8 protein-coding genes and 3 pseudogenes are annotated in these 13,907 nt (G+C 61.4%); 5 read left to right on the forward strand and 6 right to left on the reverse strand.

Annotation, left to right across the window (positions count from 1 at the left end; all coding sequences use genetic code 11):
* Positions 1-238: 238 nt before the first annotated feature.
* Both ABDV78_RS15825 and ABDV78_RS15830 read right to left on the reverse strand, forming a co-directional pair.
* A pseudogene (locus tag ABDV78_RS15825) lies at positions 239-559 on the reverse strand (transposase); the annotation flags it as partial.
* 124 nt (positions 560-683) lie between these two features.
* Positions 684-3,554 (reverse strand): TonB-dependent receptor, encoded by a 2,871-nt coding sequence (locus ABDV78_RS15830; RefSeq protein WP_343528412.1) that lies wholly within the window; start codon positions 3,552-3,554, stop codon positions 684-686.
* 231 nt (positions 3,555-3,785) lie between these two features.
* Here ABDV78_RS15830 and ABDV78_RS15835 point away from each other — a divergent pair, with 231 nt between their 5' ends.
* Both ABDV78_RS15835 and ABDV78_RS15840 read left to right on the forward strand, forming a co-directional pair.
* The gene (locus tag ABDV78_RS15835; RefSeq protein ID WP_343528413.1) at positions 3,786-4,742 is read left to right on the forward strand and encodes a ferritin-like domain-containing protein; all 957 of its coding nucleotides are present in this window, start codon (positions 3,786-3,788) and stop codon (positions 4,740-4,742) included.
* 32 nt (positions 4,743-4,774) lie between these two features.
* A complete protein-coding gene (locus ABDV78_RS15840; protein ID WP_343528414.1) occupies positions 4,775-5,812 on the forward strand; it encodes a ferritin-like domain-containing protein in 1,038 nt (345 codons plus the stop codon).
* A gap of 511 nt (positions 5,813-6,323) precedes the next feature.
* On the opposite strand, the gene ABDV78_RS15845 is transcribed toward ABDV78_RS15840, so the two are convergent.
* Together ABDV78_RS15845 and ABDV78_RS15850 are read right to left on the reverse strand one after the other, a co-directional pair.
* Complete coding sequence (locus tag ABDV78_RS15845) at positions 6,324-7,034, reverse strand: SapC family protein (RefSeq protein WP_343528415.1); 711 nt, start codon at positions 7,032-7,034, stop codon at positions 6,324-6,326.
* Positions 7,031-8,578, reverse strand: a complete 1,548-nt coding sequence (locus ABDV78_RS15850) for a tryptophan halogenase family protein (protein ID WP_343528416.1) — start codon at positions 8,576-8,578, stop codon at positions 7,031-7,033. The genes ABDV78_RS15845 and ABDV78_RS15850 overlap by 4 nt, the downstream gene beginning before the upstream one ends.
* A gap of 157 nt (positions 8,579-8,735) precedes the next feature.
* Between ABDV78_RS15850 and ABDV78_RS15855 the strand changes: the two genes are divergently transcribed.
* A complete protein-coding gene (locus ABDV78_RS15855) occupies positions 8,736-11,567 on the forward strand; it encodes a TonB-dependent receptor (RefSeq protein WP_343528417.1) in 2,832 nt (943 codons plus the stop codon).
* A 716-nt stretch (positions 11,568-12,283) separates the two neighbouring features.
* On the opposite strand, the pseudogene ABDV78_RS15860 reads toward ABDV78_RS15855, so the two are convergent.
* Together ABDV78_RS15860 and ABDV78_RS15865 are read right to left on the reverse strand one after the other, a co-directional pair.
* Positions 12,284-12,454: pseudogene (locus ABDV78_RS15860) on the reverse strand (transposase); the annotation flags it as partial.
* Positions 12,436-12,642 carry a hypothetical protein gene (locus ABDV78_RS15865; RefSeq protein ID WP_343528440.1) on the reverse strand — a complete coding sequence of 69 codons (207 nt, stop codon included), beginning with the start codon at positions 12,640-12,642 and terminating at the stop codon, positions 12,436-12,438. The gene ABDV78_RS15865 and the pseudogene ABDV78_RS15860, both read right to left, overlap by 19 nt.
* 56 nt (positions 12,643-12,698) lie before the next feature.
* Here ABDV78_RS15865 and ABDV78_RS15870 point away from each other — a divergent pair.
* Together ABDV78_RS15870 and ABDV78_RS15875 are read left to right on the forward strand one after the other, a co-directional pair.
* Positions 12,699-12,832, forward strand: a pseudogene (locus ABDV78_RS15870) (IS481 family transposase); the annotation flags it as partial.
* 290 nt (positions 12,833-13,122) lie between these two features.
* Entirely contained in the window at positions 13,123-13,896 is a 774-nt protein-coding gene (locus ABDV78_RS15875) for an FCD domain-containing protein (RefSeq protein WP_343528418.1), read from the forward strand.
* Positions 13,897-13,907: the final 11 nt, after the last annotated feature.

Genomic DNA, 13,907 nt, shown 5'->3' on the forward strand with positions numbered 1-13,907 from the left:
TACATGACACTGGAAAGCGTCGCGCAGTTGAGCGATGATACCGCCGTCACGCTGCCAGCCATGGCCGCCTGACCATCCCGGCCTGGCCGGAGATCGCCGATGGCCACCCCTCAGCTACACCACCCCGTGGGGCACGACCCCGCCTCGTCCTCAAACTCCTTCGTGAACCGTCGCTGCTTGGTCATCGAGTTCGCCTTTCACCTCAAGGAGACTCTCCACTTTTCCGAGGCAAGTCCACTTTTCCGCCGAAGGCCGCGCGTTGTGCCCTGATGTAGGTGCTGTCGATCGCGGTACTCTTCGCAACCACGCCAGCATCCACCAGCGCGTCGAGCAGCTTGAGCCAGAAGCCACGGCGCGACCAGCGGTTGAAACGGTTGTAGATCGTCGTGGATGGCCCTTAATCGGCCGGGCAGTGGCACCAGCGGCAGCCGACCTTCAGCACATGCACGATCCCGGAGATCACCCACCGGTCGTCTACCCGCCGGGCTCCAGGCTGGTTCTTCGGCAGATGCGGCTCGATCGATGCCCACGCCTCATCCGACAACCAGAACAGCGCCATCCCTCACTCCTCCTGATCCACGCGCCAGTGAATCAGGAAAACCATCACACCTCAAGATCCTGATTGGGTTTTGACCCTAACCTCGTGTCCACGAAACCGGCGACAGCTCAGCGCTCAGATGCCATCAGAAGCGTGTTCGTACCGAGAAGCTGAAATTACGCGAGAAATACCGCACATCCTGCGGTGCGGCATAGGAACCGAAATAACTGCGATTGCCATCGGCGGTCAGGTTCGAACCCTCCAGTGCCAGAGTCAGGTTTTTGTTCACATCGTAATTTATCGATGCGTCGAGGCGCCTGACCGGATCCAGGAAAACATTATTGTACGGATCATTGGCGTCAACCCACCACTGACGGCGAGATTGCCAGTTATAGGCAACGCGAACGTTTAATCCGTCCTTCTCGAAGAACCCAACCAAATTATACATATATTTTGAAACGTTAAGATACGGCCCATAGATGAACTCAGCTTCGCTGATCAATGTGCTATCGGGCTTGAACACGGGATAGGCTTGTCGCGTCAGGTTCATCGTACCGTTCACCTGAACGCCGAAGCTCTTCAGGATGCCAGGCAGGAAGGAGAAGAACGTCGTCAGATTGCCTTCGATGCCACGATGGCGACCGCGACCCAGATTATAGGGGCGTGTCACGAGGACCGGCACATTGGGCGACTCCGGCAATATCTCGGGGAGCTGACGATCGCCGATCAACCCATCCTGATTCCATTGCCAGATCGCAATGCTAGCCAGGCCGGTGGGGCCAAAATACCATTCGAGCGACGCGTCATACTTATTCGTCGTGATCGGCCCCAATCGCGGATTGCCACCGCCTGCCGTCGGCCCGCTCCGGTTGCGCAGGTCCAGCGTCAGACGCGGATTAATCTGATAGACGCTTGGTCGCCCGACTTCATAGGTCCAGGCCGTGCGCAATTGCAGCTTTGGCGTGAAGTGGATGATGGCATTCACGCTGGGCATGACGTCCAGGAAATTGGCCTTCGGGCTGATGGTCGAATCGACAGTCTGCTCGACCAGCTGGTTGTTGACGTTCACGAACTGGGACGTCCGCTGGATCGCGGTCAAATTGGTCAGGCTGTTGACAAAGCGTGCGCCCACGACGCCGTCGATCGGGAAGAGCAGCTTGATATTGTAATGCGCCATCACATAGGCCGCATAGCTGCCATCCGATCCTCCAAAGCCATCCAAGGGATTATAGTCGGGATAACGATTGGCCAGTTCGGGATAGATACCCACCAATCTTGCTCGAATATCGTCGAAGCTGTTGCGAATAGAATCGCTGTCGCCGATCAGCCATTCGGCGTTCGACGCCGATTTAGAGCCCTGAAACCCCTTTGAGCTGCTGACCAGCTTGTAATTCGGCAAGCTCGAAATCGGAATACGAAGGTTGGCATAGGCCCCACGGAATCCATATCCTCGCGAATATGTCCGATTGGCATAGCGGAAGCCGGTCTTGAAATAATCGATCAAACTCGAATCCGTGTAAAGCTTAAGATCCCACTTCGCTTCGATTTCGGAGCTATAGGTGAACTGTTTGGATTGATCGAATCCGTCGATGTAGAGGTAATTTTTCGGATCAAGCAGGTTGATATTCTTGAAGGTGACGTTGGATCCGCCCAGCGGGTCGGTCGTGTCATTGAATATCACGTCATAATCCGGCTGCTGATTGAACCGGATCCAGTGGAAAAGGTGATTGGAATCGTTTTCGGCCCGAGCCCAGTTGATCCAGCTGTTGAATTCGAAGCGCTCGTTTTTGAAATCGACCTGAAAGCGGCCGTTGTAATTGGTGCTCTCATGCTGGAACGACTGACGGCCCGGCCCCATGGGATCGAGCGACGTCGCCGAGAGCGACTTCACCAGGCGGCCATCAGAACCCAGTACGATGTTGGACAGCACCGGCAGCGGCGCGGAGGTGGTGGAGTAGGTCAGCGGAATGTCGAATTGGTTGTCCGCCCACAACATGCGCTGCTTGCGATAGCCGCCCTCGAGCGTGATCGCCCAGCGGTCATCCGGGCGCCATTGGGTCGATACGTTGACGTCCGCCCGCTTCGACCAGCCATTTGGCCCCGAAAAGCCGATCGCCCATGGCATATATATGTTGCGCGGCGTGGTGCTCGGCAAGAACGTCAGGCGTGAGTCGCCAGGAATATGCGGCCTGGAATTCCACCGGACCGATTCGTTGTAACGCACATCGTTGATCGAGCCATTGACCGAAAAGCCCAGCCGACCGATTGCCGTATCGGCATTATAGGCCACCAATGCGCTGAAATACGGATTCACCTTCTTGATCTGGTCTGCATAGTCGCCGCGCACGCTGAAGGCATAGGTGGCGCCTTCCTTGAAATCGGTCGGGCGGCGTAGCGTCAGGTTGATGACGCCGGTCTGGCTGCCCTCGACCTGGTCGGGGGTGCGCGTCTTATAGACCTCAATACCCGCGACCATGTCGGAGGAAATGTCGTTAAGATAGGTCGTGCGGTCACCGGCCGAGAATGTCGGCGACCCGTTGACGGTCGTCATGACACCGCCCAAGCCGCGAATCTTGACGTCCCCGCCCTCGCCACGGTTCCGTTCGATCTGGATGCCCGGGATACGGGCCAAGGCCTCTGGAATGTTCTTGTCGGGCAATTTGCCGATGTCTTGGGCGACGACGACGTCAACGATCTGCGAGGCGCGACGCTTCGCATTGCGCGCCGATTTCACATTCTCGCGAAGCCCCATGACAATGATGTCGCCTTCCAGGCGACCGTTGTCGTTGGACAACTGGGGCTGTGATTCGCGGCTTTTCGCAGCATCCTTCGCCAATCTTTCTTCGCGCTTTGTGCGCTTGCGAGGACGTGATTGAGAACTCTTCCCCCCGGTCAGAACTTTTTGCGCCTTTTCAGTAGCATCCTTCTCTTGCTGCGCCGCGGCATCGTCAACCGGAAAAGCAATGATTATCGCGGCAACGGCAACGCCACTCGCAAGCCCGCGTATAGACGGCATCCTGACCTCCCCCAAAAACGTTTACGGCAACTTTGCTGCTCGACTTGGTATAATATAGATGGACTTTTATAGTAGGACAAGTTAAAACTTGCCTATAAGTAGAGGATGCGCATCAGTCGAGCGAGGTGCCCGGCAGGTGTGGTCGATGCCGGTTGCTATGGCCGCATTAAGTGCCAAGCATCACTGATAGTTAGCGTTAACAGTTGGGCGTTGACGAATAAGAAGGGGAGGATGATGCAACACGCCGAGAATATTCCCATCGAACAGCCCGCGCTTATGGGATTGGAACGCAGAGATTTTTTTGCAGCCATGCTGACGGGAATGGCATTGGTTGGGGTGGCCGGGTCAGCATCGGCGCAAAGTGCATCAGTAGACACCGCGCCGTTGCAATTCGCGCTGAACCTGCATTATCTGTCGACCAACATGCTGCAACTGGCGATCTATGGAAAAGATCGGCAATTGCCCGCGCAATATATACGAGGCGGTGAAACCCTCGATCAGCCTGGCATATCGGCGACTTCGGCACAGCAAGTCGCTTTCCCGAACGGGACCCGCGATATCCAGGCACGTATCCGGGAAATTGCCGATTCGCTGTGGTTTCGCACCCTGTTGCTACGGTCTTTGCTCCGAGCGGACGCCCCGGCGCAAAAGCAGATCGACATGACGGCGGAGCGCTTTACCGCCATGTTTCGCATGGCGGGGGCGATCGGGGCGACCGAAACCTTCGATCCTTATGCCTCGCCGCTAAACCTGGCTCTGGCGTCGGAAACGATTTTGGCAGTGCAGGCTACGGCACTCAATGGATTGTTGCCGCAATACACCAACAGCATCGTCCGGGCCGCAATGGTGTCCATGGCATCAACCGCCGCCACCGACGTGACGACGGTGCGAACCATCCTGATGGCCGGCGCCACCGCCCGCCCGGAACTGGTGACCATGGTCGACCGGATGGCGGCCTGGCGTAACGGCATCGACGGATCGACCGTTACTGACCGCGGTCTATCCCCGGTCATGGTCAATGGTCAGATGACGACGCGACTCGGCCTGACCGATGACGACGGCCTTCATTTGTCGCGCACTCCGGGACAGGCGCTCAACGTCTTGTTCATGACCTCGGGCGCCGCGACGCAGGGTGGATTCTTTCCGACCGGGATCAACGGGGCGATCACCACCGCCGCCGCCAACTGAACGCAACAGACCGATTCCCAAAGGGGGATGACATGACGATTTCCGACAAGGAACTGGGCGCGTTCGACACCACGCGTCGTCAGATGATTCGCTGGTTCGGCACCGCCTCTGCGATGGCGGGCGGGCTGGCTCTGCTCGAAGGCTGTAACGACGACGTCGTCGGTTCGGAGAATGTGAAAACGCCGACACCCACCGCATCGGCCACCGCCACTCCGACGGCACCGCCCAGCTATACCGCCACCGATAACGACCGGCTGAATTTCATGCTTCAGCTTCATTATCTCTATGGCGCCTATCTGGTTCGCGGGCTGAACGGGACCACACTTCCTGCCGCCCTGATCACGGGCAGCGGCACGACGGGGAGCGTGTCCGGCGGCCAAATGGTGACTTTTACCGACAGCGGGACGCGCGCAATGGTCAACGAAGTGACCAATGCCGTATTGGGGCGGATCGGCTTCCTCAGACGCACCCTGGGATCCGCAGTGACGGCGCAGCCTGCGCTCAATATCGCCGGGGGCCAGAATGGGCCGTTCGATGCGATCGCTCGTGTGCCCTCCACCACCGCGCCGACGAGTTTCTTCAACCCTTACAGCTCACAAGACGAATTCCTGTTGGGCGCGGTCGCGCTGTCGGCCGTGACGATGACGGCGTCGACGGATCAATGCTATCAGGTCAGCGCCAGCATGGCGGCCGCCATGGGAGCTTTTGCGGCGGGGATCGGCGCCAGCGACGGCGTTATCCGTAACGCGCTGTATCAACGGTCCATGCTTCAGTCGCGATCACTGCCGGCGACGGAGATATTGTTCGAGCGTTCGTGGCGCATGGCGGAGGCGCGCAACCGGCTCGACGGTCCCCGGGATCTCGATCACGGCATCGGATGGTTCGATGGCGACGCCGATTTCGGTTCTCGCATCCCGTTACGCGACGGGGCGAACTGGATTGCGCTTCGCCGCACGCCCGAGGAAGCTCTGGGCATTCTTTACGCTTCCGGCACCTCAGTATCCTCGGGCGGCTTTTTCCCGAGCGGACTGAATGGGCTGATCAAGACCAGCGGGATCAATATCGTGTGATCCCTGCGGTCACGCCACCGGGGCCCCTCTCCGGTTGCGCGTGTAACCAGCTAGCGAAGAGGGTTTAGCGCCCTCTTCGCTCTTTTCATTAAGGGTATTTGACCCCACAATTCGATGATGCAATCCTTCTATGTGACTAGCATTACAGTTGCGTTTTTGAGCGATTATGCGCCCGCCGTGCAGTTGCCTGATGAGGCCCCCGCCAGCATGACGATGTAATGACGTGGCGAGATTCGATACGGTACTGGGCCAAGGTCGTGCCCCACGGGCTGGTATAGCTGAGGAGTGATCATCGGCGATTTTCGGATAGGTTCGGGTTGCGACATCCACCCCGATGGCCGACGATACGATGGGCGTTCAAGCGCTTTTGCGAAAGACGACCGCAAACGCTCATTTGCTCGTCCATCATCCAAACAGATCTCTCATCCCGATGCCCTTACGGAGCCCGGATCGGATCGCGACGCGCACATCATGGTCCCTGCCCCCAGCCCACCGCCGGATTGCAGATAAGCTAATCCAGCGAATATCCGGTGATGGCAGGGACAAAGCGAGCGTTATGCAACTGTCGCAACCGCTCGACCTGCGCGAGTGAGGCGGAAAGAATGGCGGCGGGGCCCAACTGGTCGGCGCGGTGAAGCGCGATCAGCGCTGCGGCGGGGAGCGCCTGTAACGCCGTTTCGTCGATCGTATAGAGCCCGGCCAGGTCATGCCCAGCCCCATCAGCCTTGGACAGCGACAGGGCAAGCGGCCGGATCAGCCGATGCGTTGCCCAGGCATCGACCAGCACCTGTGCGCCCTCGACATCCGCCACCAACCGTTCGAGCGCCCGTGCGACGTCACGCGACAGGGATGTGGGTTGCCCCCCCGCGAACAGCGGCTCGCCCGCATTGCCCAAACTGGATTCGGCCGGATCAATGGCCAGCCCCGCAGCCCCGCCCGCATCGAGGCGGAAGCCGCACAGCGTTACCGCGCGCGGGACATAGGTCGCCTGAAACCCACCGCCGAACACGAACAGATTGGCGGGTTCGATCAAGCTCATCAGCGCGATCAGGTTGAACCGCCCGGTTTTGCCGTCCTTGGCCAGGCACAGTGGCATATCGGCGGCTGCGAAGGCGATTTCCGACAGGCCGAGCGCCACGAAGCGGCGCGACGCCCCAGCGGCATGATGGTCGAACCGCAGCGTGCCATGCGCGGCCGAGGAAAGCGGGGTGATGCCGGTCATACCCGCTGCAGACCATGTTCGCGGATCGCGCACAACAGGTCGCGGTGGCGCGGGGCACGGGCGCGCAGTTCCTCCCGGACCCGCTGCGTCCGCGTGACGAAGCGCTGCGCCAGGCCTGAATCGGGCGCGGCCGGATCGATGCGCGGCTGGCGGCTGTCGAACCCCATGCCGTGCAGGATATATTGATAGCTGGGCCAGGAAAAAACCTCGCGCGCGTGGGTAAAATCCTGCGGGCCGGGAGAATGATGCCGCCACATCTCCAGCCGCTCGGCAAGACCATCGGGGATCGAGGACGCCGCGACATTGTCGCGCCAGAAATCCGTGTCGGTCCGCCTGGTCAGCGCATAATGGAGCTTCAGAAACTCGATGATCCGCATCCAGTGATGCGCGAAGGTCGCGTTGAACTGCCGCGCCATCACCTCCATCGCCGCACGGGTACGGGGCAGCCGGTCGGCGATGGCGTCCATCGCCGTTTCGATCAGCATCAACGCGGAGGCCTCCAGCGGTTCGAGGAAGCCGGCCGACAGGCCGACCGCGACGCAGTTATTCTGCCAGAAGCGGGTGCGATGCCCTGCCTCGATGATGATGCGGCGCGCGGTTAGGCCCTCGGCGGCGGGCCCGACATAGCGGCGCAGCGCCGCCTCCGCCGCGTCGTCGCTGCTGTGTGCGCTGCTATAGACATGGCCGACGCCGCGCCGGGCCCATAGCCCGATGTCCCAGATCCAGCCCGAGCTTTGCGCCGTCGACACCGTATGACAGGTGATCGGGGCGTCCTCCTCGACATAAGGCACCTGAAGCGCAATCGCCCGATCGGCGAACAATATGTCGTCGCATCGGCGGAATGGGACCTGATACACCCCGCCGATCAGCAGCGCCGCAAAGCCGGTGCAGTCGACAAACAGGTCGCCGGACACAATGCGGCCATCGGCGAGTTCCAGCGCGGCGATATCGCCATTGTCCGCCATATGCGGGCGGACCACATCGCCCAGCACATGCGCGACGCCCAGCATGTCCACGCCGTGATCGCGCAGCATCGTCGCGAACTTGCCCGCGTCGAGATGATAGGCATAGTTCGCATGGCCCGCATATTCGGCCATCACGATCGTCTTCGGCCCCAGCCCGGCGTCGCACAGCATCGCCTGATAATCGACCCAGTCGGCAAAGCTGGCGTCCTCCTCGGACCGGTGCAGCCAGTGCGGCGCCAGGTCAATCTCGGTCGCCCCAGCAGGCGGGTTGAGCGGGTGGTAATAGGCATCCCCCGGCGTGCCATCGGTCCAGCCGACGAACTGCGCCCCCTGTTTGAACGCGGCATCGCAGGACCGGATGAAGTCGGTTTCGGAGATGCCGATCTTGGCCAGCGTGTTGCGCATCGTCGGCCACGTCCCCTCGCCCACCCCGACCGTGGGCACGTTGCGGGACTCAACCAGCGTAACCTGCACATCGCTGCCCGTCCGGCGTCCCTGCGCGGCCAGGCGACAGGCCGCGATCCAGCCCGCCGACCCGCCGCCCACCACGACCACACGCTTCACCACCGTCTCGGCCACCGCCCGCCTCCCCCGCTCCTTGTCGCCCCTTCTATACCGGATGAGTCGGCAAAAGGGTGCGTTCATCGACGCTTGTACTTGTCAGACATAGCTTATAACAAGTGCGCCATCAGTGCTCCCAAAGAAGCACCGAACATATAATTTTTAGGGGAGAGCGATGATGAAGATACCCGGCAATCCGAAAAATAATGCCCGCTATGCCGCCCATGGGCTGGCCAGCGCACTTGTCGCACTTATCGTGGCCACGCCCGCTCTCGCCCAGACCCAGCCGACACCGGCCGACCAGACCGCGACACTGCCCAGCCAGAGCGAAGCCGATGGCATGTCGGGCGACATCATCGTCACCGGCATCCGCCGCAGCATCGAATCGGCCGCCGCGATCAAGCGCGACGCGGCTGGGATTCTCGACGCCATCTCGTCCGAAGACCTCGGCAAATTCCCCGACGCCAATGTTGCCGAATCGCTGCAACGCATTCCCGGCGTCGCGATCGACCGCAGCAACGGTGAAGGTGCCTCGGTCAGCGTGCGCGGCCTGGGCCCGGCCTTCAACACAGTGTTGTTCAACGGTCGCAGCTTCGCCTCGGACAATTACAACCGCGCCTTCTCGTTCGACCTGATCCCGGCCGAACTCATCAGCGGCGCGCAGGTCTATAAGAGCTCGCAGGCCTCACTTCAGGGCGGCGGCATCGGCGCGACGATCAACGTCCAGACGCCGCGCCCGCTCGCGCTGAAGGAGTTCAAGGGCGTCTTCACGGGCAAGGCGCTGTACGAGGGCAACAGCAAGAAGGTCACGCCGCAGCTGTTCGGTCTGCTCAGCGACACCTTCGCCGACGGCAAGCTGGGGCTGCTGGCCTCGCTGTCGTATCAGAAGCGTATCGCCTCGATCCGGGCGATCAGCACCGACGGCTATATTCCGGGCACCTCGGTCGGTCCGAACAACGCGCCGCTCTACACCAATGTCTATGCGCCGCGGAATCAGGACGTGAACGAGACGCGCGACGACCGCACCCGTCTGGGCGCGACGTTGGTCGCGCAATATGCGCCGACCGACGAACTGACCTTCACCGTCGATGGCCTCTATAATCGGTTCAAGAGCGACACGACCACGCGCGGCCTGGGCAGCTGGTTCGAGCCGACCAGCTATACGGCGGCCGGCATCGATTCCAACCGCAGCGTCACCTCGCTGACCACCAACGGCAATGCCGACTTCATCGCCTCTGGCGGGGTACGCGAGACAACGACCTATGAGGCCGGGTTCAACGCGGAATGGCGCCCGGCCGACAATGTCCGCATGGTCTTCGACGCCACCTATTCGCAGGCCAAGAATGCGGGCGGCGGCAAATCCTATTTCACCGTCATCGGCGTGCCGACGCAATATTCGTTCAACGCGGCGGAGGGCAACGGCATACCGTCGACATCGGGCTATGCGGGCGGCGTGCTGACCAACCCGGCGCTGGGCCGCACCCATATCGCCGGGCGCAGCGGCAACGACGTGACCGAGAAGGTCCAGGAATATCGCTGGAACACCGAATGGAAGCCCGGCTGGGACATCGTGTCGGCGCTGCGCTTCGGCCTGACCGGCACGTCACGCGACAAGCGCAACGTGCCCTTCTCGTCCGATCCCAATATCGGCTGCCTCTATTGCGGTTATCCGACGTTGGCCGATCCGTCGCTGCTCTCGCCCTTCACCCTCGGGTCGCTGGGCCAGAAGGGCGGCAGCGTGCCGACCACCTTCCTGACCTATAACCCACAGGCCTATTTCAATTATCTGACCAGCACCGCCGCGACCACCGCGCTCGACCAGGCCCGCGGCCAGCCGGTGGGTACGACGGCGGCGATCTTTGCGCGGACCAACGGCTATGCCGTGACCGAGCAGCCCTCGGCCCGCGTCCGCGAAAAGGTCTTCGCCAGCTATGCCGATGTCGATCTGGAGGGCACGGTCGCCGGGTTGCCATGGTTCATCAATGTCGGCGGGCGTTACGAATATACCGAGCTGGTCTCGGCCGGGCAGCAATTGCAGCTGACCGACCTGCTGCCGGTGCCGGGCGACCCGACCACCTATACCGGCGTCTTCGCCAACAACCGCGCGGCGGTGTCGGTCAACCGGCGTTCGTCGTACAGCAATTTCCTGCCCAACCTGAATGCCAAGCTGAACCTGACGCCCAAGCTCCAGGCGCGCTTCGCTGCATACAAGACGCTGACGCGGCCTGCGATCAGCGATCTGGCACCCAGCCTGGACATTGGCACGCTGCGGCCCGCCACGCTGACCGCCAGCGGTGGCAACCCGGCGCTCAAGCCCTACCGCGCGACCAATTTCGACCTGTCGCTCGAATGGTATCCGACCGCGACCACGACGCTGTCGGCGGCGGTGTTCCACAAGAAGGTCGATGACTTCATCGTGCAGACCTTTGGCGAGGAGCTGTTCAATATCGCCAATGCGGGCAACCTGCCGGTCGGCGGGCTGATCGTCGGGCCCAATACGGCGAAATTCAGCGTTCGACGTCCACGCAATGCACAGTCGCTCACCATCAAGGGCCTGGAGCTGAACCTCGTCCATACGCTCGACTGGCTGCCGGGCGCGCTGAGCGGCTTTGGCGTGCAGGCAAATGCGACCTTCGTCACCACCAACCGCGAATTCGACGTGAGCCAGGTCGGCCAGTCCTTCGCCGCCGAAGGGATCGGCAATTCGCAGAACGCGACCCTGTTCTACGAAAAGTTCGGCGTATCGGCGCGCATCGCCTATAACCGGCGTGAACGCTTCCTTCAGCAGCTGGCGGGTGGTCCGGGCAACGAGCCGGTGTTCGTTCGTAATTACGGCCAGTTCGACGGCAGCGTCGCGGTGAACGTTACCCCCTTTGCGCAGGTCTTTGTCGAGGGCACCAACCTGTTCAATGCGAAGTATTTTGCAACCGGGCGGTTCGACAACCAGCTGCTGCGCTACCAGAATTTCGGGCCGCGCTACGATGCGGGCGTGCGCTTCTCTTTCTGAGGGCAAGGACGTGCGGGAGGCGTAGGCGCTCCCGCACCGTTCATGATCTTGGCCTCATGTCAGCATCGAGGGCGTTGCTCATCAAGTTGTAATGTTTTTGCCGAATGCAGAGGAACTTGCGCAGCATGAGCAACCCATGACAGGCAATTCAAGCCAGGCGTGCTCAGCGATCCATATCGATCCCAATCTGGGAGGCCTTTGAAGGTGCTGTAAGTGATGACGTCGCGCATACCCGCCTGAGATTGCGTGGCACTCTCCGCCAAAATTGCCGAGTTGGCCGGTTATCGGGCGCATCGACCGAATTCGGGCACTTTCGAAGGTCGATGCGCGTCGCAGCTCTTCGAAGCGGATCGCGTCGATGCGGCCGGCGCTGTCGACAACAGGAAAACTTGATCGCCCTCTATCGCAACGGCGCGATATCACCCGGCACGACGAGCGAGGAGCTTTGCGCGCAGGCATCGGCCTATGATGGCAGTGCCTGATGCGATGGCGGACGACAAAAACTGGCGCACCACTCTTTGCAAGGCGTTGATCCACGAACGACGGATCGTGGGCGAAGCGCGGCACCGAGGATATTCGGCTCGCTGCCTGCCCCGGTGTAGGACGGGGTCGATGGACTGAAAGGCTTTTCGGAAGCGATCACCGCCGTATTCCCCGACGCTGTGGTTCAGACGGTCGACGTCGTCCACGTGCCCGGCGGTGTATCACCGTCCGAGCCTGTCGCGGACGCTGGTGTCGCGCTGACGCGCGGCGGTGCGGGCAGCCATCCATAAGGTGCGGCGCAGGCGCGCGTTGCCGTATTTGGTCAGCTTGGTGCGGCCATGGAACGTGCCTGACTGGCAGGTCGCGAGATCGAGACCGCAGAACTTCAGGAACTTGTGATGATGGTTTCTTGATGGTGCGGTTCATCCGTTCGACCCCGGCCATCGCCGGGCGGGCTCTGGCCGTTGGTCCACGGATGGTTCACCTTGATCAGCCGGTGCTCGATGCCGTTTTCGTCGCAGACGCAGTCGAAGATGTGATGCAAGGCGTATTCGTGGTGGGCATGGTCGGTAAACTGGATGCCATAGCACATTGGGAAGCGCTGGTTCGGGAGCCGCCAGCCATGGCCGGTGACCTCCGGCGCTTCAAGCCACCGTCAAGCGCTATCATCACGACAGCCACGACCAGCTCCGGCAGCACCCCGGCGACCCCGTCGCAGCCTACAATTTCGGACACAGGCTCAAGGTCCTCAAAGAGCTCACGCCCTACGAGGCCATCTTCAAGGCGTGGCAAAATGATCCAGCCCGCTTTGCATCAAACCCGCACCATCAAATGCCGGGATCAAATAACCATCGGCACGTAACACCCAACAGCGGCCGTGATCTCATTCTCCTTATCACCCGACTCCATTTTGGTCCTACCAAATTTGGTAAAGCAAAGGCGCATTGCTTAGGTGCAGAGATTTCTTCATAGTGTCCGTCATCGATTCTTGATTTTTTGGTCCAACCAATATCGTCGCCTTATGCCTCCATCCCCGCCGTGGGTCAGGGAGAGGATCAACGCCATGCCGTCCATGATGCCTGTCAAGTCTAACAACGGGGTCGTCGACCATCTGGTCGAGGCGATCGAAGCGTTGATCGCCGAACAGCGGTTGGCGCCCGGTCAGCGGCTTCCCTCCGAACGCACGCTTGCGGAGCGGCTCGGAGCCTCGCGCGGCAGCCTGCGTGAGGCGATCCTGCGGCTGAGTGGACAGGGGCGATTGTCGGTCGGCAAGCGCGGCAGCGTCATCACCATCCCGGACGTCGCACCCTGGGCGCAGTCCACCATCGCGACGCCGCTCGGCGCGCTGGTCGCGACCGACCCCGGCTATGCCCGCGACGTGCTGGAGACGCGGCTGGGGCTGGAGGGTCAGGCCGCCTATCATGCGGCATTGCGCGCGCGGGCCGAGGATCGCGACGAGATCCGGCGCAGCTTCGACGCGATGCTGGCCAGCCATACCGGCGGCGATCCGGCGGCAGAGGCCCAGGCGGACGCCGCCTTTCACCTTTCCATCGCCCGGGCTTCGCACAATGCCGTGCTGCATTCGGTGATGTCGAGCATGTTCCTGCTGCTGCGCGCCAGCATCTCCGAAAGCCTCGCCAAGCTCTATACGGTGCCGCGGACCTGCGAGCGGCTTTCCGAGCAGCATCATCGCCTGATGGACGCCATCCTGGCGGGTGATGCGGAAGGTGCGCGCGACGCCTCGGACGAGCATATCGGCTTTATCGAAGCCACGATCCGAAGTGTCGACGAGGAGCGCGCGCGGGTGGCGCGCGCCGCGGCGCTGCATTCCCCCCTCGGCCAATAGCGGGACCATCG

It is taken from the genome of Sphingomonas sp. (assembly GCF_039594485.1).
Classification (GTDB): domain Bacteria; phylum Pseudomonadota; class Alphaproteobacteria; order Sphingomonadales; family Sphingomonadaceae; genus Sphingomonas.